Here is a 20,901-nt window from a genome sequence, read left to right on the forward strand (position 1 = left end):
ATTCAGTTGCAGTTCCCCTGGAAGGTTTATCTCGTGTCCGTCAAATTGAAGCTCGGCACCAAGGCGCTGATCGGCGCCGTTGTCGTGATCGCTCTGAACACAGCTCTCGTGGTCGGCGCGGCGTACTGGTCGCTGTCCTCCGATTTCACGGATCGTGCCAAACGCGACATCGAAGGCAATCTGCGCACCTTCGCGCTGACGTTCACCGAAACGTTCGGCGACGCGAAAGTCAGCGTGCAGAACGGCGTCGTTACGCGCATCGAGATTCCGGCGATTCCCGAGATCAAGGATCACGCGATCGTCGATCGCGCGGTGTCCTATGTCGGCGGCAGCGCCACGCTGTTCGTGGTTGATGACAGCGGCCAGTTCGTCCGCCGTTCGACCAATGTGAAGAAGGAGAATGGCGACCGCGCCGTGGGCACCCAGCTTGCCGCGGATCATCCGGCGCAGGCGCTGCTGCGCCGCGGCGAGGCCTACAAGGGCCCCGCGACGCTGTTCGGCAAGTCGTTCATGACCGCTTATTTTCCTGTCACCAATCCGGCTGGAAAGGTGATCGGCATTCTCTATGTCGGCGTGCCCATGGCCGAGCTCGACGCCATGCTGTCGCAGGCGATGCGGACCATGGTCGTCGCCGCTGCGATCGCCGCGCTGCTGGTGCTCGGCTTGACCATGCTGGCGGTACGCCGCGTCACCAAGCCTCTCGCCGCGGTGACCGATGCGCTCACCGCCATCGCCGAGGGCCGCGAGGACGTTGCGATCAAGTCCGATGACCGCAGCGACGAGATCGGTGAGATCGCCCGCAGCCTGGTCGTGTTCCGCAGTGCCGCGAGCGAGCGGCGCCGGATGCGCGAGGAGCAGACCGCTGCGGCCGCAGCGGCTGTCGAGCAGTGCAAGGCCGAGCTGCAGCGTTTCGTCGATTCGTTCCAGGCCAGCATCGGCGGCATCATCGAGAACGTCTTGACCTCGTCGGGCGAGTTCGAGCGCGAGGCGCGCCAGCTCACCCAGACGGCGCGCACCACCGCCGACCTGTCCGGCCACTCGGCCGGCGCGTCGGAGACCGCATCCGAGCACGTCCGCACTGCGGCTGCTGCATCGGACGAGCTGTCCGGCTCGATCGCCGAGATCATCCGCCGCGTGCAGGAGTCCAACGCCATCGCCGCTGAGGCGGTCAACCAGGCGACCGCGACCGACCAGCGCATCAAGGAGCTGTCCGACGCCGGCAACCGCATCGGCGACGTCGTCAAGCTGATCACCTCGATCGCCGAGCAGACCAACCTGCTGGCGCTCAACGCCACCATCGAGGCCGCCCGTGCCGGTGATGCCGGCCGCGGCTTCGCGGTGGTCGCTCAGGAGGTCAAGACCCTGGCCGGCCAGACTGCCAAGGCGACGGAGGAGATCTCCAGCCAGATCGCCAACATGCAGACCGTGACCCAGGAATCGGTCGACGCCATCAAGGCGATCGGCTCGACCATCGAGCGCATCAACGGGATCGCCGCCTCGATCTCCGCCGCCGTCGAACAGCAGCGCGCCGCTACGCAGAACATCACCCAGAGCGTCCGCTCGGCCGCAACCGGCACCGCAGAGGTCGTCGAGAACATCCGCAGCGCGGCGCGCGGGGCAGGCGAGACCGGCGAAAGCTCCAACCGGATGTTCGCCTCGGCCCAGGCGCTGTCCGGCGAGAGCCTGCGGCTGAAGGCCGAGGTGCAGAAGTTCCTCGACGGCATGCGCGCGGCCTGACACGGCTGCTCACCCGTAGAGCAATCGTGGCAGGATGGTCACGATGCCCGGAAACAGCGTGAGCAGAAGCACGAAGCCGATCATGATGACGAGGTAGGGGGCGGTCCCGCGCGCGATGTAGCCGAGACCGTCCTCCGTCAGGCCCAGGATCACGAACAGTGCCCGGGACGACAACAGAGATCTGCGCAAGCGTCTCAAGACATGACCTCGCATTCCCGCGGCATGAGCAGCCCGAGTTCTGCGGCCTGTTTACCCTCCGCAAAACGAGAGGGCGCAGGGAATGCCGGGTGAAGGCCTCACCCATGGCCCGCCTGCGAAAAAAATGCAGGCGGCAGGTACCACAGGCAAAGCCGATCAACCGGCATTCCCTGCGCGATGTCTTCACGCTTATACGCAGTCTCCCTGGTGCGCCGAGCGTGTTGGCCACCATGATCCGCGCGGCGCGTTAGCGCCGTCGCGAACGTGACACCAGCTTCGGGGTGTCAGGACGCTGCGACTTCACGTCCGCGATCATGCCGGTCGTCTGCGCGAAACGCGCGTCCGGCATGGTTCGCGGCCACCGCATCCCGCACCGACGTTCGTGACGACGCGTACGTCCCTCTGCATGGGGCAGGACGACGCGGATCATACACGATTTACGAGAAAACGAAAGAGAAGAATTCGGCCTTTTCGAAATTGGCCGGGCGACCTCCCGGCGACGGTCAGGCGTGATTGCTGTCTCCGCGGCCAGGCTCGATCTTCTGATCCGGTCTCTGCAGGGCCGCATACACGGCGCCCAGCACGACGCTATACGCCTCGACCATCGCCAGCGAAAGCAGCGCCGGGCCGGCGCCCAGGCCGAGCGACGTTGCGAACGGTCCAAGGCCGATGGCGGGAAACAACCCGATTCCGAGCAGCAGCCAGCCGGCAAGCCCGAGCAGGAAGCCTTTGGCGACACCGCTGCCGCCGGGCAGGCGGTGGAAGAAGCGCCCGAACAGCAGGCCGATCAGGAAGGCTCCGTTGAGCTGCGAGAGCAACCACAGCGGCGCCCCATCATGCATCGCTCGGGCGAACAGGGGCGAGAGCGTGTCGAGAAGCGCCGTGGCGGGATCGAACTGCGGCAACAGGTGAAGCCCGCTCTTGAGCTCCATCAGGCCGATATGCGCCAGCGTCCCGCAGCCCGATGCGACCGTCGATGTCCATATCCAGCGATAGCTGCGTATCGTTGTCATCTCCTCAGTTCGCCATGGCTCTGCAGTGATCCGTTGATCTTGCTCAAGCACGAAAGCTCGCCGCGCGCTTAGTTTGCGCAAACTCATCGGTGCCACGTCAAGGAGTTCTGCCATGCGATTAGATCCACGCGCGCTGGTCTTCGCGGCCGCAATCGTGACCGTCACCGCCGCACCGGCCTTTGCCCAGCCGGGCGCGGGCGGACCAGGGTGGGGCCCGGGCATGATGATGGGGCCGGGGATGATGGGCGGTCGGGGCTTCGGCTTCCTGTGCAATCCCCGCATGGCCGGATTTGCCGAATGGCGGATGTCGCAGATCGAGGCCGCCATCAAGCCGAACGACACGCAGCGGGCGCGGCTCGATGATCTCAAGGCGGCATCGGCCAAGGCCGCGGAGCTGATCACGAAGGACTGCCCGGCGACGCCGCCGGTCAAGGCGACCGACCGCCTCGCACTGGCGGAACAGCGCCTCGACACGATGCAGCAGGCGATCAAGATCGTCCGCCCGGCGTTTCAGGCGCTGTACGACTCGCTCGATGACAAGCAGAAGGCGGCCATGGACGCCAGCGGTCCGCGCAACTGGGGCTGGCATCACTGGCATTGGCCGTGGAGCGACGAGTAGCCGAGACCTGGCGCGGCAGTGGCCGCGCGTCTCGCCGTCCCGGCCGCGCGGCCGTCGACCATCGGTGTCGTCCGGGCGGGCTGGGCGCACTGAGCAGGACGGCATTTGACCGTTCACGGCCCTCGTGTTCCGGCGCGGCATGGCGTAAAGCAGCCGGATCGAAACGAGGTTTCCCGTCACTTGTCCTTTCCCACGACGAATCCGCCGCTCGCCCGCGCCCTGGCCGAGCGCAATTATGAGACTCCGACGCCCGTACAGCTCGCCGTGCTTGCACATGACGCCGTCGACCGTGACCTGCTGGTTTCGGCGCAGACCGGCTCGGGCAAGACCGTGGCCTATGGGCTGGCGCTTGCGAAGAACCTGCTCGGCGAGACCGAGCGGTTTGCGCGGGCGACCGCGCCGCTGGCGCTGATCGTGGCGCCGACGCGCGAGCTTGCCTTGCAGGTGCAGCGCGAGCTCGCATGGCTCTATCAGCACGCCGGCGCGCGCGTCGTCTCCTGCGTCGGCGGCATGGATCCGCGCCGCGAGCAGCGCGAGCTCGAGGCGGGCGCCCATATCGTGGTCGGCACGCCCGGGCGGCTGTGCGACCATCTGCGGCGCGGGCGTCTCGACATCTCGGAATTGAAGGCCGTGGTGCTCGACGAGGCCGACGAGATGCTCAATCTCGGCTTTCGCGAGGACCTCGAGTTCATCCTCGAGACCACGCCGGAAACGCGCCGGACCCTGCTGTTCTCGGCGACCTTCCCGCGCGGCATCGTGGCGCTGGCCAAGCAGTATCAGGACGACGCGTTCCGGATCGAGGTCGAGGGCGACGAAGGCGGGCATGCCGACATCGAGTACCGCGCCATCCGCATCGCCGCCGACGATGTCGAGCACGCGGTCGTCAACGTGCTGCGCTTCTACGAGTCGCCGAGCGCGATCGTATTCTGCAACACCCGCGAGAAGGTGCGCCATCTGCAGGCGGCGTTGCTGGAACGCGGTTTTTCCGTCGTCGCGCTGTCGGGTGAGCTGACCCAGAACGAGCGGACCACGGCGCTGCAGTCGCTGCGCGACGGGCGCGCGCGGGTGTGCGTGGCAACCGACGTCGCAGCACGCGGCATCGATCTCGCCAAGCTCGACCTCGTGGTCCACGCCGAGCTGCCGAACGATCCCGAGGTGATGCAGCATCGCTCAGGCCGCACCGGCCGCGCCGGCCGCAAGGGCGTGAGCGTGCTGCTGGTGCCGCCGGCGCGGCGGCGGCGGGCGGAAACGCTGCTGAACCTCGCCGGCATCGAGGCCGCGTGGGGCGCGGCGCCGCAAGCTGATGAGATCCGCAAGCTCGATCAGGAGCGCATGCTCCACGACCAGGTGTTCACCGAGGAGACGACGGCGGAGGATCTGGCGCTCGCGCAGGCGCTGCTGGCGGAGCGGTCGGCCGAGGACATCGCCGCCGCATTGGCGCGGCTCTATCGCGCGCGGCTGCCGTCGCCCGAGGACATTCTCGACCCGGGCCAGGATCGCGGCCGTGCGCGGGAGGATCGCGGTCGCGACACCGCCAGGCCGGCGCGCGGCGAGGAGCGGCCGCCGGCGCCCCGAACGAAGACAGGAAAGCCGTCGGCGCGCCACGGCATGGGCGAGCCGAGCGTCTGGTTCCGGGCGGCGATCGGGCGCAGGAAGAATGCGGAAGCGCGCTGGCTGCTGCCGATGATCTGCCGCCGCGGCGGCATCGACAAGCACGACATCGGCGCCATCAAGATCCAGGACACGACGACCGAGTTCGAGATCGCCGCGCGCGTCGCCGACGCTTTCACTGCGAACATCCGCCGTCCCGACAAGGAGGACAATATTCGGATCGAGCCGCTGGCGGGCGCGCCCTCGGGGCAGGCGTCGCCGGACAAGCCGCGCGCCGACAAGCGGCCGCCGCGGCGCGAGGCGGACGAGACGGCCTACCATCCGCTGCAGCGCGATGAGCCGCGCGGGGGAAGGGACGCCAAGCCGCGCGGCAAGCCGCATCGCGAGGGGCCGGCGAAACCCGGCCAACAGCCGGCGTTCGCGAACAAAAAGCAGCATCGCGACAAGTCCAGCCACGGCGGACAGACGTATTCAGACAGACCCTCGCGGGCGAAGGCGCCGGGTGGAAAGAAGGCCAAGGCCAAGCGCCGCGGCTGATCGGCCCGGCCCGGGCGGGGGGGCTGCCGTCGCTCCGCGTTATCGGCAGGTGAGCCACCAGGGAGGAGCCGCGCATGAGCCGGTACGCCGTTCTGTATTTCGCGACACTGGCCGTGCTGCTCGGCTTCGACATCCCGTTCCTGAGCGTCGTCGCCAGGGGCTTCTTCCAGTCGCAGGTCGGCGAGATGCTGGGCGAGATCCGCCCCGTGCCGGCGGTGCTGTTCTATCTGCTCTATGTCGTGGGCGTGCTGATCTTCGTCAGCGGGACGGCCGACGCGACATGGCGCTCGACCTTGCTCTACGGCGCGCTGTTCGGGCTGTTCTGCTATGCGACCTTCGAGCTGACGTCGCTGGCGATGCTCAAGCAATGGACCTGGGCGGTGGTGGCGGTCGACATCAGCTGGGGCGTGTTCGTCACTGCGGTGTCGGCGACACTCGGGCTGCTGATCGCGGACTGGGCGACGCCACGGGGCTGAAGTGGCGTCGGCCCGAAGCGCTCAGAGTTCGAGCCCAGTCTATCGAGATCCCGGGTCCGCCTCTGCGAGGCGTCCCGGGATGACGTCGTTAAACGTCGTTTGCCGCCGTCACTTCGGCTGCGGCACCACGCGCAGATACGGCTTCGGCGCCTTCCAGCCATTCGGATAGATCGTCTTGGCCTCGTCGTCGGACACCGAGCCGGCGATGATGACGTCCTCACCCTGCTTCCAGTCGGCCGGGGTGGCGACGCGGTGCTTGGAGGTGAGCTGCAGCGAGTCGATGACGCGGAGAATTTCCTGGAAGTTGCGCCCGGTCGTCATCGGGTAGACCAGGATCAGCTTGATCTTCTTGTCGGGCCCGATGATGAAGACGTTGCGGACGGTCTGGTTGTCGGCCGCGCTGCGCTTGGACGGGTCCCCGGAGATCGCCGCCGGCAGCATGTCGTAGAGCTTGGAGACGTTGTAGTCGGTGTCGCCGATCATCGGGTAGTTCGGCGCGGCACCCTGCGTCTCGCGAATGTCCTCGGACCACTTGGCGTGGTTCTCCACCGGGTCGACCGACAGGCCCATCAGCTTGACGCCGCGCTTGTCGAACTCCGGTTTCAGCCGCGCCAGCGCGCCGAGCTCGGTGGTGCAGACCGGGGTGAAATCCTTCGGATGCGAGAACAAGAGGGCCCAGCTGTCGCCGATCCAGTCGTGGAATTTGATCTTGCCTTCGGTGGTTTGCGCCTCGAAGTCCGGGGCAGTGGAGCCGATCTGGAGAGCCATGGCAGTCCTCAATTCATTGCAGTGGCGGAAATAAATTCTTCTAAACACTATAGGAAATACTGCTCCTCAAGGGAACTGTCTCACGAGAAAGAGAAAAAGATTTCCCTGGAACTCACGGAGCCAACAACTTCTTTTGAGTTTCCTGGCTGCGACGAAACATCCGTGAGACGACCGGTTGCCCAGATTTCGCCATCTGGCGGTCGCAACACGCCGCCCCCTGACGCCCCTCGGCATTGAACCGTGATCGAGGTCACTGCGGCAAATCGGCAACCGATACAAAAACCCACAGCACCGTTTCGAACCGTTAACCACTCGTTCAGACGCGCGCCGACAAGGTGGGTCAACACAGCAACTGAGAAGAGAACATGGCTACCTCTGCACCAAAAACCATCGGCATCGATGGTCTCGAACCGTCCTCCTGTGAGACCGCTGCTTTCGCGCTCGGCATCGTGCGCGACGGCGTGATCACCGGCGAGGGCCCGACCACCGCGGGACGCGTGCATTTCTCCCGGGTGCTCGATGCCGATGACGCGGCCTGGTGCGCGCGCATCCTCACCGCCGCTGCGGTGAACGATGCCCCGGTGAGCCGTGCCGAAGCCGAGGCCCTGTTCGCGATCGACCAGGCCGCGACCGAACGCAACGATAACGGCCGGTTCGAGGACCTGCTCGCCAAGGCGATTGCGCATCACACCGCCTCCGCATCCGGCCTGCCGGTGCCGCCGCGCAGCGTCGCGCTGGCCGCCGAGACCGACATCGCGAGCTGGGCGCCGGCCAATGCGCGCGGCGTCCGCACCGACGTGCTGGAATGGGTCGCCAAGCAGATGCGCGGCAAGCGCCAGGGCAACCGCGTCCTGAGAGCCATGGTCGCGACGCTCGTCGGCGTCACCGTGCTGCCGCTGGCGCAACTGCCGTCGATGATCGACATCGGGATGTAAGCGCGTCGCGTTCATCCCACGGCACGAGTTAGACGAGCGCGATGATCTCATCGCGCTCTTTTCGTTTTGACCGGCGGCGGTCGCATCACGGCTCTTGATGGCGCCGCCCGGCCGGTGAATCAATCGGCGGTGATGCGACCGAACACGGAGATGTCGAAGATGAGCCGATGGAGCTTCGCCGCGCGTCTGTTCGCGGTGGCGGCGACGGCGCTGCTGCTCATGATGGCCTGGCAGACCTTTCCGCTGATCCAGGCCGAGCTGCTCGGCCTCCGCGCCAAGCCGCGCGAGATCACGCCGCGCGGCGACCTCGCCGCCGACGAGAAGAGTACGATCGCACTGTTCGAGAGCCGCAGCGGCTCGGTCGTGTTCATCACGACCGTCCAACAATCGGTCAACCCGTGGACCGGCAACGCGCAGCAGGAGCGCTCCGGCACCGGCTCCGGTTTCGTGTGGGACGACCTTGGCCACGTCGTCACCAATTATCACGTCATCGAGGGCGCGACCGAGGCGCTGGTCAGCCTGACCGATGGACGCTCGTTCCGCGCAGCGCTGGTCGGCGCCAGTCCGGAAAACGATCTGGCGGTGCTGGTGATCGGCGTCGGCGTCGACCGGCCTAAGCCGCTGCCGATCGGCACCAGCGCCGACCTCAAGGTCGGGCAGAAGGTGTTCGCGATCGGCAATCCCTTCGGCCTCAGCAGCACGCTGACCACAGGCATCGTCTCGGCGCTCAATCGGAACCTGCAGGTCACACAGGACCGGGTCTTGAATGGACTGATCCAGACCGATGCCGCGATCAATCCCGGCAATTCCGGCGGACCGCTGCTCGACAGCGCGGGGCGGCTGATCGGCGTCAACACCGCGATCTACAGCCCCTCGGGCGCGTCCGCCGGCATCGGCTTCGCGGTGCCCGTCGACAAGGTCAACCGCATCGTGCCGCGCCTGATCGCCAGCGGCCGCTACGTCACGCCGAGCCTCGGCATCCGCACCGATCCGAAGGCCAACGAGGCGCTGTCGGCGCGTCTCGGCCTGTCCGGTGTGTTCGTGCTCGACGTCGAACAGGATTCCGCGGCCGACAAGGCCGGGTTGGTCCCGGCGCGGCTGACCCGCGACGGCGGCTTTGCGCTCGGCGACGTCGTGCTGGCGATCGATGGACAGGCGGTGGAGTCGCCCGAGGACATGACGCGCGCACTGGAGAACAAGAACCCGGGCGATCGGGTGGTGCTGCGCGTGCTCCGCGGCGGCAAGACGATCGAGGTCCGGGTGACGCTCGATGTCGCGCGGTGAGGTGGTCGTGAAGCAGCGGGATGTTTCCACGCGTCATTGCGAGCGCAGCGAAGCAATCCAGAGTGGTGGGCGGGACTCTGGATTGCTTCGCTGCGCTCGCAATGACGTGGAGAAAGTAGTGGCTCGCAAGGCGAAACAGTATGCGGGACGACGTCCCCGGGTTTGCTTCCGCTCGCCCGGGGAGGAATGTATTCGCGTTGTCTGACTACCTCATCACCGCCGTCTTCTTCGGCGCCTCGTCGTCGAGCCCCACGGTGCGGCCGGGGAAGCCGGCGACGTCGAAATAGCGCTGGGCGCCGACGCGCTGCAGCTTCAGCACGGTGCGCAGGCCGCCGGCGGCCGGGTCCGACTTGATGACGTCCGACGTCGCCTTCGGCGTTGTGCCGTTCGGCATCGCCTCGGTCATGATGCGGCCGATCAGTCTTCCCTTCGGCGCGACCTTGAGGTCGAGCAGCCTGGCCGCGGTGATGCCGACATCGGCATTGCTGACGGGCAGGGGATCGACGAAGCCGGCCTTGAAGTCGGGTCCGATGGCCGCCATGAAGTTGTAGGTGTCGCCGCGGCCGAACGAGCCGTGCATGCCCTGGCCCTGGCGCAGCACGGTGTCGGCGACCTCGACCTGGCAGTTGGACGGCTGGTCGCAGCCCGGCGCGACGTAGGAGCGGAAATTGACCACGATCGCCGGGTGCGGCGTCACCGCCTTGCCCTGCAGGTTGATCCGCGACAGCGGCAGCGTGCCGGGAATCTCGCCAAGCTTGTCGTCGACGAAGATGCCGGAGACGTAGTCCTGCGCCAGCAGCGCCTTGACGGTGCGGCGGGCGAGCTTCCTGTCGTTGTTGGGCAGATAGATCAGGTCGGAGCCGCCATTGGTGGCGACGACGAGGTCGGGCTTGGCGGGATCCTTGCCGAGTACGCCGTTGCCGGCCTTCGGGTGCTTGCCCTCAGGTACGGCCGCGTTCTTGTCGTTGGGATCGAACAGCGGCAGGTCGAGCGCCTTGGCGAGGTCGATCGCCAGGAAGCCCATCGGCAGGAAATCCTTCGGCGTGTCGTCGTAGCTGACCTTGGCCGATGGCGAGGTCTTGCTCTCCTTGGAGATGGTCGAGAAGCCGTGGTCGGCCTGGACCATGATGTTGGTCGAGGCGGCGAGCCCGAGATCGTCGAGCGCCTTGCGCAGCGCCGCCAGATTGTCGTCGGCATTCCTGATGCCGGCCATCGACGTCGGGCCATTGATGCCCGGCGTGATGGTGTTGAGGCTGTCGCCGTGATTGTGCTGGCTGCCGTCCGGGTCGCGCGACCAGAACACCAGAACGAACGGCTTGTTGCGGGCCTTGAACATCGGCAGCACCGCCTTGGTGGCGACGTCGACCATGTAGGCCTGCTGCGCGACGTTGGCCGAGGTCGTGCCCGGCGTCTTGGCGTCGCCCGCCTTTCCGTTGTCGCCGCGCGACGGCGTCGCCAGCGGCAGGCCGGCCTTGGTCATGGCGTCCTTGACCTCGTCGGTCACCGGCACGCCATTCTTGTTGCCGGTGGAGTCGTCGATCACGATCGAGGAGGTCGCGCCGGGCTTGCAAGGGCAGCCGGTGTGGTCGAACAGATAGGTCGGGCCGAGCTTGCCGATCGCGGCGGTCGAATAACCGGCCTTGCGGGCAAGCTTCAGGATCGTGTCCTCGTTGAGGTAGTCGCCGTTGAAATGCTCGTCGATGTCGCCGAGCACGGCGTCGTTCTCGATGAAGGGCACGACGGTATCGCCGGCCGGCGCCGAGGTGTAGCCCGTGAAGATCGTGTTCGAGAATGTGCCGGTGTCGCCGAGATAGTGGCCGGTCGCCATGGCCGAGCCGTTGGCCATCGTGAAGGTCGGAAACAGCGAGTGCGAATTCTTGAAGTTGACGCCCTTGTCGCGGACGGCGGCCATGGCCGGGGCGGTCTCCGGCGTCACCTTGAGCGCACGCAGGCCGTCGGGAATGAACAGGATGAGATTATGGGGGGTGGCGTTCTGCGCAAATGCGGCTCCAGACGACAGCAAGGTCAGTCCGGCGCACAGCAGCACGAGCGGGCGGCGCATTGAAAACTCCTGAAGGCAATCGGCGGAATCGCGGCGTCTCGCCGCAGGGAAGAGCTTTAGTTTTGCCGGGTGACAGTTTTGTTACAAGAGGCTCGGAGGCCGCCGACAGCGCTCCGGGCAGGATTTTCTTGCGGCGGGCTCGTCGGTGGCAGGAACTAGGGTATGGCTTTCTGGTTGTCGGCTCACAATCAACAGGAGCACACCATGCCTGCCGACAAAGACCTCAACGAGCTCTTCCTCGATACCCTCAAGGACATCTACTACGCCGAGAAGCAGATCCTGAAGACGCTGCCGAAAATGGCCAAGGCGGCGCAGTCGGAGAAGCTGGCGGCGGCGTTCGAGAAGCACCAGGAGGAGACCGAAGGCCAGATCGAGCGGCTCGAGCAGATTTTCGAGCTGATCGGCAAGCCCGCCCGCGGCAAGAAGTGCGATGCGATCGAGGGCATCATCGATGAGGGCAAGGAGATCATGGACGAGTACAAGGGGACCCAGGCGCTCGACGCCGGCCTTCTTGCTGCAGCGCAGGCGGTCGAGCACTACGAGATGTCGCGCTATGGCACCCTGAAGGCCTGGGCCCTCAAGCTCAACCTGCCGAAAGCCGCCAAGCTGCTCGACCAGACGCTGAATGAAGAGCGGAAGACCGACGAGACGCTGACCAAGATCGCTGAGACCGCGGTCAACTACGAAGCTGCGGCCTGATCGTCAGGTCGATCGTGACCCCAACGCCGCCGCCAGCGTGCCACCAGCGCCGGCGGCGTCGTCACGAGTCGCACCTTTGGAGGCTGGTTGGAGCCTGCCAAGGTGCCGACCTCGATCTTCTCCCGCCGGTTTGCGTCTTTCCCTGCGTTCTGACGAGACAGGGGTGCGAGTCAGCCGCTGCCTATCGGATGGTCCCGATCCCGGCCAGGATGAGGTCGATGCCGGCAAGAAACTGCTCGCGGTCGTCGTGCTCGCGCAGGTCCGTCGCCACGCGATGGACGAACGGGTACTCGGCGGAATCGAGCTGCGCCCATTGCGCGGCGACCGATCCGAGGAACGCCGCGCGGTCCGTCTCGCGCGGCAGCAGGCGGGCGTTCGCGGCGTTCTGCCCGGCCACGCCGAGGATGTAGTTCACGAGCGCAGACGCGGCATCGAACAGGGCTCTTTCGGGGACACCGAGCGTCTGGAGCCGTCCGCCGACGCTTTCGACGATCTGCAGCATCGCGGACCGCCACGGTTCACGGAAAAGCTGGGCACCCACCCACGGGTGGGCGTCGATCGCATCGAACACCCCGAGCGCAACGACACGGATCGCCTGTCGCGGCTCGGCATCGCCGCCGACGCCGGTCATGACACGGGCAATGACGTCATCGGTGGCCGCTGCGAGCAAGTCGCTCTTGTTGGCGACGTGCCAGTAGATCGCCCCGCTCCCGGTTGCCAGCCGAGCCGCGAGCGCGCGGAAGGTCAGAGCGCTTTCGCCGCCGGCGTCCAGGATCTCGATCGCCGCCTCGACGATCTTCTCCTTCGAGAGCGCGTCCGCGCGCCGTTCCGTCCGTATTGATCTGGTCGCCATGACCATCATCTTGACATGATTGGAACGTTGTTCCAATCCACTTCTATGGAACGGTGTTCCAGGCCGATTGAAAGGCAGATGATGACGACACCCGTCACGATCGTCGGTGCGGGCCTCGGTGGCCTCACGCTCGCACGCGTCCTCCATGTCCACGGCGTCCCGGTGACGATCTATGAGGCGGAGCCGTCCGCGGAAGCTCGGACGCAAGGCGGCCAGCTCGATATTCACGAGCACGACGGGCAACGTGCCCTCGCAGACGCCGGCCTCATCGACGCGTTCCGTGCGATCATCCATGAGGGCGGCGCGGCTTCGCGCGTGCTCGACCCGCATGGCACGGTGCTGCTCGCACAGGCCGATGACGGTCGACGCCCCGAGGTGTTGCGCGGCGATCTGCGGCGGCTTCTTCTCGATTCCCTTCCAGATGAGACGATCCGGTGGGGCAAGAAGCTGACCGGCGCCGTGCCCCTCGGCGACCACAGGCATGAACTGAGATTCGCGGACGGGTCGAGCGTGGTCACGAGCCTCCTGGTCGGCGCCGACGGCGCCTGGTCGAAGGTTCGGCCGCTGTTGTCGGCCGCCAAGCCGGAATATGTCGGCACGACGTTCATTGAGACCTACCTGCATGACGCCGACGAGCGGCACACCGCGGCGGCCGAGGCGGTCGGCGGCGGCGCATTGTTCGCGCTCGCTCCGGGACAGGGGATCTTCGCGCACCGCGAGGCGGATCGCGTTCTTCACGCCTACGTCGCGCTGAACCGCTCCGCCGCGTGGATCGCCGGCATCGACTTCACGGACGCTGCCGCTGCGACCGCCCGGATCGCGGCCGAGTTCGACGGATGGGCGCCCGCGCTCACCGCGCTGATCACCGACGGCGAAACCCCGCCGGTCCCGCGTATGATCCACACGCTTCCGAACGACCATCGATGGGACCGTGTGCCCGGAGTGACGCTTCTCGGTGATGCCGCGCACCTGGCGCCGCCGGCGGGCGAGGGCGCGAACCTGGCGATGTTTGACGGCGCCGAGCTCGGCAAGGCAATTGCCGCCCACCCCGGCGACATCGAAGCGGCACTCACCGTCTACGAAGAGGCGTTATTCCCGCGCAGCGAGTCGGCGGCCGCGGGCGCGCACATGATCCTCGAACTCTGCCTCGGCGACAGCGCGCCATTCGGGCTCGTCGACTTCTTCAACGGAGCCCTGGAGCGGTAGGGGCGGGCTCCCACACTCATCAACGTGCCCATCGCAAATCAATCGATGTCAGATCGCTGCCGCCAGCGCCGCGATCAGCGCCGGCGGCGTTGCGACGAGTCCGATCTTGAGAAACTGCCAGGCGGTTACCTCGATCTTCTCGCGCCGTAACGCCGTCAGCCAAAGGATGGTGGCAAGCGAGCCTGTGACCGAGATGTTCGGGCCGAGATCGACCCCGATCAGGATGGCCCGGATGACCTCATGCGGCAGGTGGTCGCTGGCGGCGACGGAGCCCGCAACCAGGCCGACCGGCAGGTTGTTGGCGATGTTGTCGGCCACCGCGGTGATCAGGCCTGCGGCCCACGCCGTGCCGTGCGGCGACGACGTCACGCCCTGGTGCAACCAGGCGCTGAGCTGTCCGGTCGCGCCGGCGCGGCTTAGACCCTCCACCATCACGAACAGGCCGCCGACCAGTGGCAGCACACCCCATGAGATGCCGCGGATCACTGGCCAAGGCGATTGCCGGCTGACCAGCAGGATCGCGGTCGCCGTGACGACGCCACAGACGAAGGTCGGCAGGCCGAGTTGCACGTCGAGCGCCGAGGCAGTCAGAAGCACCGCTGCGATGGCGCCGATCCCGAACGCGGCGAGCCGGCCCTCGCGGCTCAGGTGCGGCTTCTCGACATCGGTGCGCAGCGTCTCCTCACGGAGCGCGCGGCGCTGGGTCAGCCACAGCGCGACATAGGTCAGGGCGATCGCGGCCATCGAGGGCAGGGTGAACTGGCGCAGCCATTCGGTGAGATGCGGCATGCGTTCGCCGAACACGACCAGATTGGCCGGATTGGAGATCGGCAGCACGAAGCTCGCGGCATTGGCGATGAAGGCGCAGACGTACAGATAAGGCAGCGGCGAGGCGCCGGCGGCGCGGGTGGCGGCATAGACGGCCGGCGTCAGCACGATCGCGGTGGCATCGTTGGAGAGCAGCACGGTGACCAGGGTGCCGACCGCATAGACCAGCAGGAACAGGAGCTGCGGCGAGCCGCGCGCATGCTCCACCGCATAGGCCGCCAGATAGTCGAACAGGCCCTCGCGGCGCGCCAGCTCGGCAATCAGCATCATGCCGATCAGGAACAGATAGACGTCGACGCCCTTGCGGATGCCGGTGAGCGCTTCAGCGACAGGCAGCAGGCCGAGCGCGACCAGCAGGATCGCGCCGGCGACGGCCCACACGGCCTCGGGCAGCCGGAAGGGGCGGATGATGACGCCAGCGGTGGCGGGAATGATAATGGCGTAGGCGAGCCAGGTATCGTGCAGGAACATGATCAGGGATCGATAGAGCAAATCATTCGGCGGGGATAGCGGGCGAGGGCGCCGCATTCGAGTGCGCGGCCTCTGCTCCACCGGTCTCGGGAAGCAGCAGCCAGCATACGATCACGGCGAGCGCGGCCGCCGCGCCGAGCACCAGGAATGCGGCGCTGTAGCCGCTATGGACGACGACCAGGCCCGCCAGCGCGGTCGACAGCGCCGCGCCAATGCTCTGCGCTGTGATCACAGCGCCCTGGGCGATGTTGAAGCGTCCGGTGCCGCGCATCAGGTCCGCGACGATCACCGGCATGATCGCGCCGAAGATGCCGGCGCCGACGCCGTCCAGCAGCTGCACGCCGACCAGCCACGCCTTGTCGTCCGATAGCGTATAGAGCACCGCGCGCAGCGGCAGGATCAGCAGCGCCGTCAGGAAGAAGCGCTTGTGGCCCCAGCGGTCGGCGCGGACGCCGACCAGCAGCGCCATCGGTACCATCACGAGCTGGGCCGCGGCGATGCAGGCCGACATCAGGCTGGTGCCGAGATTCTTGTCCTGCAGCGCCAGCTTCTGGCCGACCAGCGGCAGCATGGCGGCGTTGGCGAGGTGAAACAGCGCGACGCAGACCGCGAAGATCAGCAGCGGACGGCAGGTCAGGAGAATGCTGAGGCCCGAGGGCTGCTCGCCCCGCTTCGGGCGATTGCCCTCCGCCTGATGCGCCAGTCCGCGCGCGACGTCATGGTCGATGGCGCGTTCGGGGATGGCGAGCACGCTGATGAGGCTACCGGCCGACGTCACCGCCATCAGATAGAACACCGCCGACGGTCCGAGCGCGTAGGCGGCAGCGCCGGCGATGACGGCGCCGACCGTGTTGCCGGCATGGTTGAAGGTCTCGTTGCGGCCGACCCGCGCGGTGAAGGCTTTGGCGCCGACGATCCCGAGCGACACCGCCGCGATCGCCGGCGCGAAGATCACGCCGGCGGCATAGGCGATGCTCTGCGAGATCGCGACCGGCCAGAAGCTGGTCATGAGAGGTAACAGCAGCGAAGCGGCCGTGACGACGATCGCGGCTGATATCATGACCAGCCGTTTTGCCCTGGTGGCGTCGACCAGCGCGCCGGCGGGCGTCTGCGCGACGATGCCCGCGATCGTTGCGAGCGACATCACGACGCCGATCGAGGCCTCGTCCCATTTCTGCTCGGTCAGGAGATAGATCGCGAGATAAGGGCCGAGCCCGTCACGCACATCGGCCAGGAAGAAATTGGTGGTGTCGAGTGCATGGCCGGCGCGGGCCAGGTCCTTGCCGCTATCGAAGTCCGCCATGCCGCCTCGTTGCGCGTGATCCATCGCAACAGCGGTGTACGCCATTTGGTTCCGCAGGGCCCTCGGTGTGACCCACTCCGTCCACGTGGCATTCCGGGGCGCGCGAAGCGCGCACTACCTACTCAGCGCGGCAGCGGCGCCTTCTCGGCCATCGCCTTGCGCAGGATGCGCGACAGCGACTCCACCGAATAGGGCTTCTTGATCAGCTCGAAGCCGTGATGGGCGTTCTCCGCGAGCACGTGGCTGTAGCCGGATGTCAGCACCACCGGCAGGCCGGGATAGCGGTCGCGGATGATGCCGGCGAGCTCCAGGCCGTTGATGCCGGGCATGATGACGTCGGAGAACACGAGGTCGACCGCGAATTCGTCGTTCGCCAGGATTGCCAGCGCATCGGCGGCATTGGCGACGCGGCGCGTCACATAGCCGAGATCCTCGAGCAGCTCGGTCGAGAACTGCCCCACCTCGTCATTGTCCTCGACCACGAGCACGCGGTAGCCGCGCCCGATGGTCGCCGGCTCGATGCGCGCGGAGCCGGCTTCCGTGCCGGATTGCGGAGCCGTGGCCTGCGGCAGATAGATCGTGAAGGTCGCGCCGTCGCCGATGCGGCTGTCGACCGCGATGTCGCCTTCGGACTGCTTGGCGAAGCCGAACGCCTGGCTGAGGCCGAGACCCGTGCCCTTGCCGACCTCCTTGGTGGTGAAGAAGGGTTCGAAGATTGCGTTGAGATGTTGAGGCGCGATGCCGCCCCCGGTGTCGGCGACCGAAATCGCGATGAAGGCACCGGGCCGGGTGCTCTGGCCACGCAAGGCCGGGATGCTCTCGGTCCGCTGCACGCCGATCTTCAGATGTCCTTCACCGTTCATGGCGTCGCGCGCATTGACGGCGAGATTGATGAGCGCGGTCTGGAATTGCGCGACGTCGGCGAGGGTGAACAGCCCGCTGTCCGTGACCGCGAGCTCGATCTGGATGCGGCTGCCGACGAGAGGACGGATCAGTTGCACGACGCTCTCGACCTGCTCGCCAACATTGAACACCTGCGGCGCCAAGGGTTGTCGCCGCGCGAAGGCCAGGAGCTGCGCGGTCAGCTTCGAGGCGCGCTCCACCGTCTCCGAGATCGCATCGACATAGCGCCGGCGCCGCTCCTCGGGAAGATCGCGGCGGCGCAGGAAGTCGGTGGCCGAGCGGATGATGGTGAGCAGGTTGTTGAAGTCGTGTGCGACGCCGCCGGTGAGCTGGCCGATCGCCTCCATCTTCTGCGACTGCCGCAACAGCTCCTCACCCTGGATGCGCTCGGTCACGTCGATCGCCTCGGCGACCGCGCCGGTCACGACATCATGCTGGTCGAACAGCGGCCGCATCGAAAGCTCGAAATGCCGCTGGCCGCTGGCGAAGTCGAGCCGCATCTCGGTCCGAAAGCTCTCGCCGGCGAGAACGCGGGCGAACGCCTTGCGCAGCATCTCGGTCACGCCCGGCGTATGGGTGAACCAGGGCGCATCCCAGAGCGGCTGGCCGATGACGTTCACTTCACCGGCGCGCATGCCGGCGACCGCGATGCGGTTGGCATGCATCACGCGGCCCTCGACGTCGAGGATGGCCTGATACTGATTGCTGGTGTCGAAGATCGCGCGCATGCGCGCTTCATTGGCCTCGAGCTGGGCGGTGCGCTCCCTGATCCGCTCTTCGAGGGTCTCGTTGATGCGGCGCAGCTCGATCTCGGCCTGCTTGGCGGCCGTGACGTCGTGAGCGACGCCGATGAAACCGACATGTTTGCCGTTCGCATCCCAGCGCGGCTGCGATTCCGATCGCAGCCAGCGCCATTCCCCGTCGGCGCGCCGGTAGCGTGCCTCGAGGAAGAACGGCTTCAGCGAGCGCTCTCCCGACTGCTGCTGCTCGAGGATGCGCGGAAGGTCCTCGGGATGCAGCACCTTGCGCCAGTCGAAGGCCAGCGCCTCGTCAGGGGACATGCCGAGGAAATCGATATAGGCGCGATTGACGAAGGAGCGGGTGCGGTCGAGCTTCGTCACCCAGATCGGCACCGGCGCGCTGTCGGCGATCAGCCGGAAGCGTTCCTCGCTCTCGCGCAGCTTGGCTTGCGCCAGCATCTGGTCGGTGACATCGATATGCGCGCCGACCAGACGGATCGCGCGGCCGTTCCAGTCACGCTCGATGCGGGCGATGACGCGGACCCAGCGGATCTCGCCGTCGCTGGGACGGATGATGCGGTATTCGGTGGTGTAGTCCTCCTGCTTACTCTTGACTGCAGCAATGAAGTCCTGCTCGGCCTTGACGCGGTCGTCGGGATGCACGCGTCTGACCCAGTCTTCGTGAGTCTCGTGGACAGCCTCCGGCGGCAGGCCGTGAATGATCAGGTATTCGGGGGAGCGGCGGTTGCGGTAGCCTTCGCGCAGGTCGACCTCGACGCCGCCGACCCGGGCGATCCGCTGGATGCGCGCGAGCTCCGCCTCGCGTTCCTGCAGCGCGCGATAGGCCTCATCGCGATCGCGCGCAATCTCCTCGATATGCTGGCGCAGCGCATCGGCGGCAGCCTCCGGCCTCACTTCGTCTCTGGGCGCATCCGCGCTGTTCATGCTGACCTGCACTGATGTGGCGAGCAGTCGCCCGAGCATTCCATCGCGGGTGTTCGGAAGCGTGGCGACATTGGGACCAAGGAAAGCAAACTGACCAGAGATTATGGCGGGCAAACGCCGGCATGACGTGAACGTGAGGGCAGATAAAAAGTTCCGTGCTCCCGGAACGGACTGTTACTGTCGTGCGTCGTCAGGCCCTGAACACCGCAACACGAAGGTCCACGCTGTGAAGCTCTTCGTCTGTCAGGCCTGCAAGAACATCCTGTATTTCGAGAATCGCAGCTGCGGGCGCTGCGGCCACCGCCTCGCCTTCATGCCGGAGCGCCAGATCCTGTCGGCGATCGAGCCGGCGGAGGAGGGCTTTCGGACGCTCGCCGACCACGGGACGGGGCGCTTCTTCTGCGCCAATGCCGAGCACGACGCCTGCAACTGGCTGCTCGAGATCGGCGAGACTTCGGGCTTCTGCCGCGCCTGCCGGCACAACGGTACGATTCCCAATCTGTCTGATCCCGCGCAACTCGCCGGATGGCGAGAGCTGGAGGTGGCCAAGCACCGGCTGTTCTATTCGCTGATCCGCTGGAAACTCCCTGTGAAGACACGGATCGAGGATCCTGGGCACGGGTTGATCTTCAACTTCCTTGCCGATGACCCCGCGGGCCAACAGAAGGTCCTGACCGGCCACGACAACGGCCTCATCACCATCGCTCTGGCCGAGGCCGACGATTTCGAGCGCGAGCGGCGCCGGCTCGAAATGGGCGAGCCGTACCGGACCTTGCTCGGTCATTTTCGCCACGAGGTCGGGCACTACTTCTGGGACGTGCTGGTGCGCGATGCCGGCAGGCTCGAGGAATGCCGGGCCATGTTCGGCGACGATACCCAGGACTACGGCGCGGCGCTGAGGCGGCATTACGAGCAGGGGCCGCCGGTGGACTGGCAGGACAGTTTCGTTTCGGCCTACGCCACCACACATCCGTGGGAGGATTTTGCCGAGACCTGGGCGCACTACCTCCACATCGTCGATACGCTGGAGATGGCCTCCGAGTTCGGTATCGAGATCGATCCGCCCGCCGACCAGATCGGCGGGCTGACGGCGCGCGTCACCTTCGATCCGTACGTCGCGGAGGACTTCGACACCATCGTCAACGCCTGGCTGCCGTTCACCTTTGCGATGAACAGCGTCGCGCGAGCGATGGGCGCGCGGGAGCTCTATCCCTTCATCCTGACGCCGCCGGTCATCGGCAAGCTGGGCTTCATCCACCGCCTGGTGCGGCAGGGTGCACAGCAAGAGTCTGTCGCTCTGGCTCCCGAAAAGCCACAGGCCGAGCCGCAGCAGGAAGAGATCGGGGCGGCGTGATCCGCCTTGACTCTTGAGAACATAAAGTGAACATGAAGGCGTGACCGGAGCGAGGACCGTCATCGCGCATGCAGCCCAGATCGCAATCCAAGACCGATGCGCAAGCCGCGGACAGCGAAGACCTCGCGCTGGAGGCCGCCGTGGACCAGGCCATCGCTGCCTGCGAAGGCGATCCGCGGGCGGCCATTCGTGCCCTGATCGTTGCGAACGATTTCCTCGAGACCGAGGTCGGCGAGCTGATGAAGGCGGTGTCGCACGCCTATGCCCGCGGACGTTTCCACAGCTATTCCGGCTGACGGCTGGGGACACGGCTGGCATGCCTCGCCGGACGGCAGGGGCGGAAACGAGAGGCGGGTTGC

General features: G+C 66.6%; 17 protein-coding genes and 1 pseudogene. 10 read left to right on the forward strand and 8 right to left on the reverse strand.

The window, feature by feature from the left end:
- Positions 1 to 33 precede the first annotated feature (33 nt).
- The gene (locus QX094_RS33250) at positions 34 to 1,737 is read left to right on the forward strand and encodes a methyl-accepting chemotaxis protein (RefSeq protein WP_316188467.1); all 1,704 of its coding nucleotides are present in this window, start codon (positions 34 to 36) and stop codon (positions 1,735 to 1,737) included.
- 9 nt (positions 1,738 to 1,746) lie between these two features.
- Here QX094_RS33250 and QX094_RS33255 read toward each other — a convergent pair.
- A pseudogene (locus QX094_RS33255) lies at positions 1,747 to 1,896 on the reverse strand (C4-dicarboxylate ABC transporter permease); the annotation flags it as partial.
- 542 nt (positions 1,897 to 2,438) lie between these two features.
- Positions 2,439 to 3,062, reverse strand: coding sequence for a hypothetical protein (locus QX094_RS33260; RefSeq protein ID WP_316188468.1), 624 nt, complete (start codon positions 3,060 to 3,062; stop codon positions 2,439 to 2,441).
- Between QX094_RS33260 and QX094_RS33265 the strand changes: the two genes are divergently transcribed.
- From QX094_RS33265 to QX094_RS33275, 3 genes are all read left to right on the forward strand, one after another.
- The gene (locus QX094_RS33265) at positions 3,061 to 3,567 is read left to right on the forward strand and encodes a Spy/CpxP family protein refolding chaperone (RefSeq protein WP_315754798.1); all 507 of its coding nucleotides are present in this window, start codon (positions 3,061 to 3,063) and stop codon (positions 3,565 to 3,567) included. The two genes, QX094_RS33260 and QX094_RS33265, sit on opposite strands and share 2 nt — an antisense overlap.
- Before the next feature lie 180 nt (positions 3,568 to 3,747).
- A complete protein-coding gene (locus QX094_RS33270; RefSeq protein ID WP_316188469.1) occupies positions 3,748 to 5,715 on the forward strand; it encodes a DEAD/DEAH box helicase in 1,968 nt (655 codons plus the stop codon).
- A 74-nt stretch (positions 5,716 to 5,789) separates the two neighbouring features.
- Positions 5,790 to 6,191, forward strand: coding sequence for a DUF2177 family protein (locus tag QX094_RS33275; protein ID WP_315717693.1), 402 nt, complete (start codon positions 5,790 to 5,792; stop codon positions 6,189 to 6,191).
- 108 nt (positions 6,192 to 6,299) lie between these two features.
- Here the strand turns inward: QX094_RS33275 and QX094_RS33280 are convergent, their stop codons facing one another.
- Positions 6,300 to 6,959, reverse strand: coding sequence for a peroxiredoxin (locus tag QX094_RS33280; protein ID WP_315717694.1), 660 nt, complete (start codon positions 6,957 to 6,959; stop codon positions 6,300 to 6,302).
- Between the two features lie 365 nt (positions 6,960 to 7,324).
- Here QX094_RS33280 and QX094_RS33285 point away from each other — a divergent pair, with 365 nt between their 5' ends.
- Together QX094_RS33285 and QX094_RS33290 are read left to right on the forward strand one after the other, a co-directional pair.
- Positions 7,325 to 7,894: a hypothetical protein gene (locus QX094_RS33285; RefSeq protein ID WP_316188470.1), complete on the forward strand. Its 570-nt coding sequence runs from the start codon at positions 7,325 to 7,327 to the stop codon at positions 7,892 to 7,894.
- Positions 7,895 to 8,053: 159 nt separating this feature from the next.
- Entirely contained in the window at positions 8,054 to 9,178 is a 1,125-nt protein-coding gene (locus QX094_RS33290) for a S1C family serine protease (RefSeq protein WP_316188471.1), read from the forward strand.
- A gap of 205 nt (positions 9,179 to 9,383) precedes the next feature.
- Here the strand turns inward: QX094_RS33290 and QX094_RS33295 are convergent, their stop codons facing one another.
- Positions 9,384 to 11,240 carry an alkaline phosphatase family protein gene (locus tag QX094_RS33295; RefSeq protein WP_316188472.1) on the reverse strand — a complete coding sequence of 619 codons (1,857 nt, stop codon included), beginning with the start codon at positions 11,238 to 11,240 and terminating at the stop codon, positions 9,384 to 9,386.
- A 204-nt stretch (positions 11,241 to 11,444) separates the two neighbouring features.
- Here QX094_RS33295 and QX094_RS33300 point away from each other — a divergent pair, with 204 nt between their 5' ends.
- Entirely contained in the window at positions 11,445 to 11,939 is a 495-nt protein-coding gene (locus tag QX094_RS33300) for a ferritin-like domain-containing protein (RefSeq protein WP_315776574.1), read from the forward strand.
- Between the two features lie 181 nt (positions 11,940 to 12,120).
- On the opposite strand, the gene QX094_RS33305 is transcribed toward QX094_RS33300, so the two are convergent.
- Entirely contained in the window at positions 12,121 to 12,801 is a 681-nt protein-coding gene (locus QX094_RS33305) for a TetR/AcrR family transcriptional regulator (RefSeq protein WP_316188473.1), read from the reverse strand.
- A gap of 72 nt (positions 12,802 to 12,873) precedes the next feature.
- Here QX094_RS33305 and QX094_RS33310 point away from each other — a divergent pair, with 72 nt between their 5' ends.
- Positions 12,874 to 13,998 (forward strand): NAD(P)/FAD-dependent oxidoreductase, encoded by a 1,125-nt coding sequence (locus QX094_RS33310; RefSeq protein WP_316188487.1) that lies wholly within the window; start codon positions 12,874 to 12,876, stop codon positions 13,996 to 13,998.
- A gap of 48 nt (positions 13,999 to 14,046) precedes the next feature.
- On the opposite strand, the gene QX094_RS33315 is transcribed toward QX094_RS33310, so the two are convergent.
- The 3 genes from QX094_RS33315 to QX094_RS33325 all read right to left on the reverse strand — a co-directional run bounded on the left by QX094_RS33315 (position 14,047) and on the right by QX094_RS33325 (position 19,188).
- Positions 14,047 to 15,297 (reverse strand): arsenic transporter, encoded by a 1,251-nt coding sequence (locus QX094_RS33315; protein WP_316188474.1) that lies wholly within the window; start codon positions 15,295 to 15,297, stop codon positions 14,047 to 14,049.
- Positions 15,298 to 15,319: 22 nt separating this feature from the next.
- Positions 15,320 to 16,600: an MFS transporter gene (locus QX094_RS33320; protein WP_316188475.1), complete on the reverse strand. Its 1,281-nt coding sequence runs from the start codon at positions 16,598 to 16,600 to the stop codon at positions 15,320 to 15,322.
- A 122-nt stretch (positions 16,601 to 16,722) separates the two neighbouring features.
- Positions 16,723 to 19,188 carry a PAS domain S-box protein gene (locus tag QX094_RS33325; RefSeq protein WP_315717704.1) on the reverse strand — a complete coding sequence of 822 codons (2,466 nt, stop codon included), beginning with the start codon at positions 19,186 to 19,188 and terminating at the stop codon, positions 16,723 to 16,725.
- 226 nt (positions 19,189 to 19,414) lie between these two features.
- On the opposite strand from QX094_RS33325, the gene QX094_RS33330 reads away from it, so the two are divergent.
- Both QX094_RS33330 and QX094_RS33335 read left to right on the forward strand, forming a co-directional pair.
- A complete protein-coding gene (locus QX094_RS33330) occupies positions 19,415 to 20,542 on the forward strand; it encodes a putative zinc-binding peptidase (protein ID WP_316188476.1) in 1,128 nt (375 codons plus the stop codon).
- Positions 20,543 to 20,610: 68 nt separating this feature from the next.
- Complete coding sequence (locus QX094_RS33335) at positions 20,611 to 20,838, forward strand: hypothetical protein (protein ID WP_316188477.1); 228 nt, start codon at positions 20,611 to 20,613, stop codon at positions 20,836 to 20,838.
- The last annotated feature ends 63 nt before the right edge of the window (positions 20,839 to 20,901 follow it).

The sequence above is a fragment of the Bradyrhizobium sp. SZCCHNS1050 genome, assembly GCF_032484785.1.
Lineage (GTDB): Bacteria > Pseudomonadota > Alphaproteobacteria > Rhizobiales > Xanthobacteraceae > Bradyrhizobium.

Coding starts and splice junctions, on each gene's coding strand:
- QX094_RS33260 (WP_316188468.1), bottom strand. CDS start 3,062: ATGGCAGAACTCCTTGACGTGGCACCGATGAGTTTGCGCAAACTAAGC.
- QX094_RS33290 (WP_316188471.1), top strand. CDS start 8,054: ATGAGCCGATGGAGCTTCGCCGCGCGTCTGTTCGCGGTGGCGGCGACG.
- QX094_RS33325 (WP_315717704.1), bottom strand. CDS start 19,188: ATGAACAGCGCGGATGCGCCCAGAGACGAAGTGAGGCCGGAGGCTGCC.
- QX094_RS33280 (WP_315717694.1), bottom strand. CDS start 6,959: ATGGCTCTCCAGATCGGCTCCACTGCCCCGGACTTCGAGGCGCAAACC.
- QX094_RS33285 (WP_316188470.1), top strand. CDS start 7,325: ATGGCTACCTCTGCACCAAAAACCATCGGCATCGATGGTCTCGAACCG.
- QX094_RS33320 (WP_316188475.1), bottom strand. CDS start 16,600: ATGGCGGACTTCGATAGCGGCAAGGACCTGGCCCGCGCCGGCCATGCA.
- QX094_RS33335 (WP_316188477.1), top strand. CDS start 20,611: ATGCAGCCCAGATCGCAATCCAAGACCGATGCGCAAGCCGCGGACAGC.
- QX094_RS33310 (WP_316188487.1), top strand. CDS start 12,874: ATGACGACACCCGTCACGATCGTCGGTGCGGGCCTCGGTGGCCTCACG.
- QX094_RS33315 (WP_316188474.1), bottom strand. CDS start 15,297: ATGTTCCTGCACGATACCTGGCTCGCCTACGCCATTATCATTCCCGCC.
- QX094_RS33300 (WP_315776574.1), top strand. CDS start 11,445: ATGCCTGCCGACAAAGACCTCAACGAGCTCTTCCTCGATACCCTCAAG.
- QX094_RS33275 (WP_315717693.1), top strand. CDS start 5,790: ATGAGCCGGTACGCCGTTCTGTATTTCGCGACACTGGCCGTGCTGCTC.
- QX094_RS33265 (WP_315754798.1), top strand. CDS start 3,061: ATGCGATTAGATCCACGCGCGCTGGTCTTCGCGGCCGCAATCGTGACC.
- QX094_RS33305 (WP_316188473.1), bottom strand. CDS start 12,801: ATGATGGTCATGGCGACCAGATCAATACGGACGGAACGGCGCGCGGAC.
- QX094_RS33295 (WP_316188472.1), bottom strand. CDS start 11,240: ATGCGCCGCCCGCTCGTGCTGCTGTGCGCCGGACTGACCTTGCTGTCG.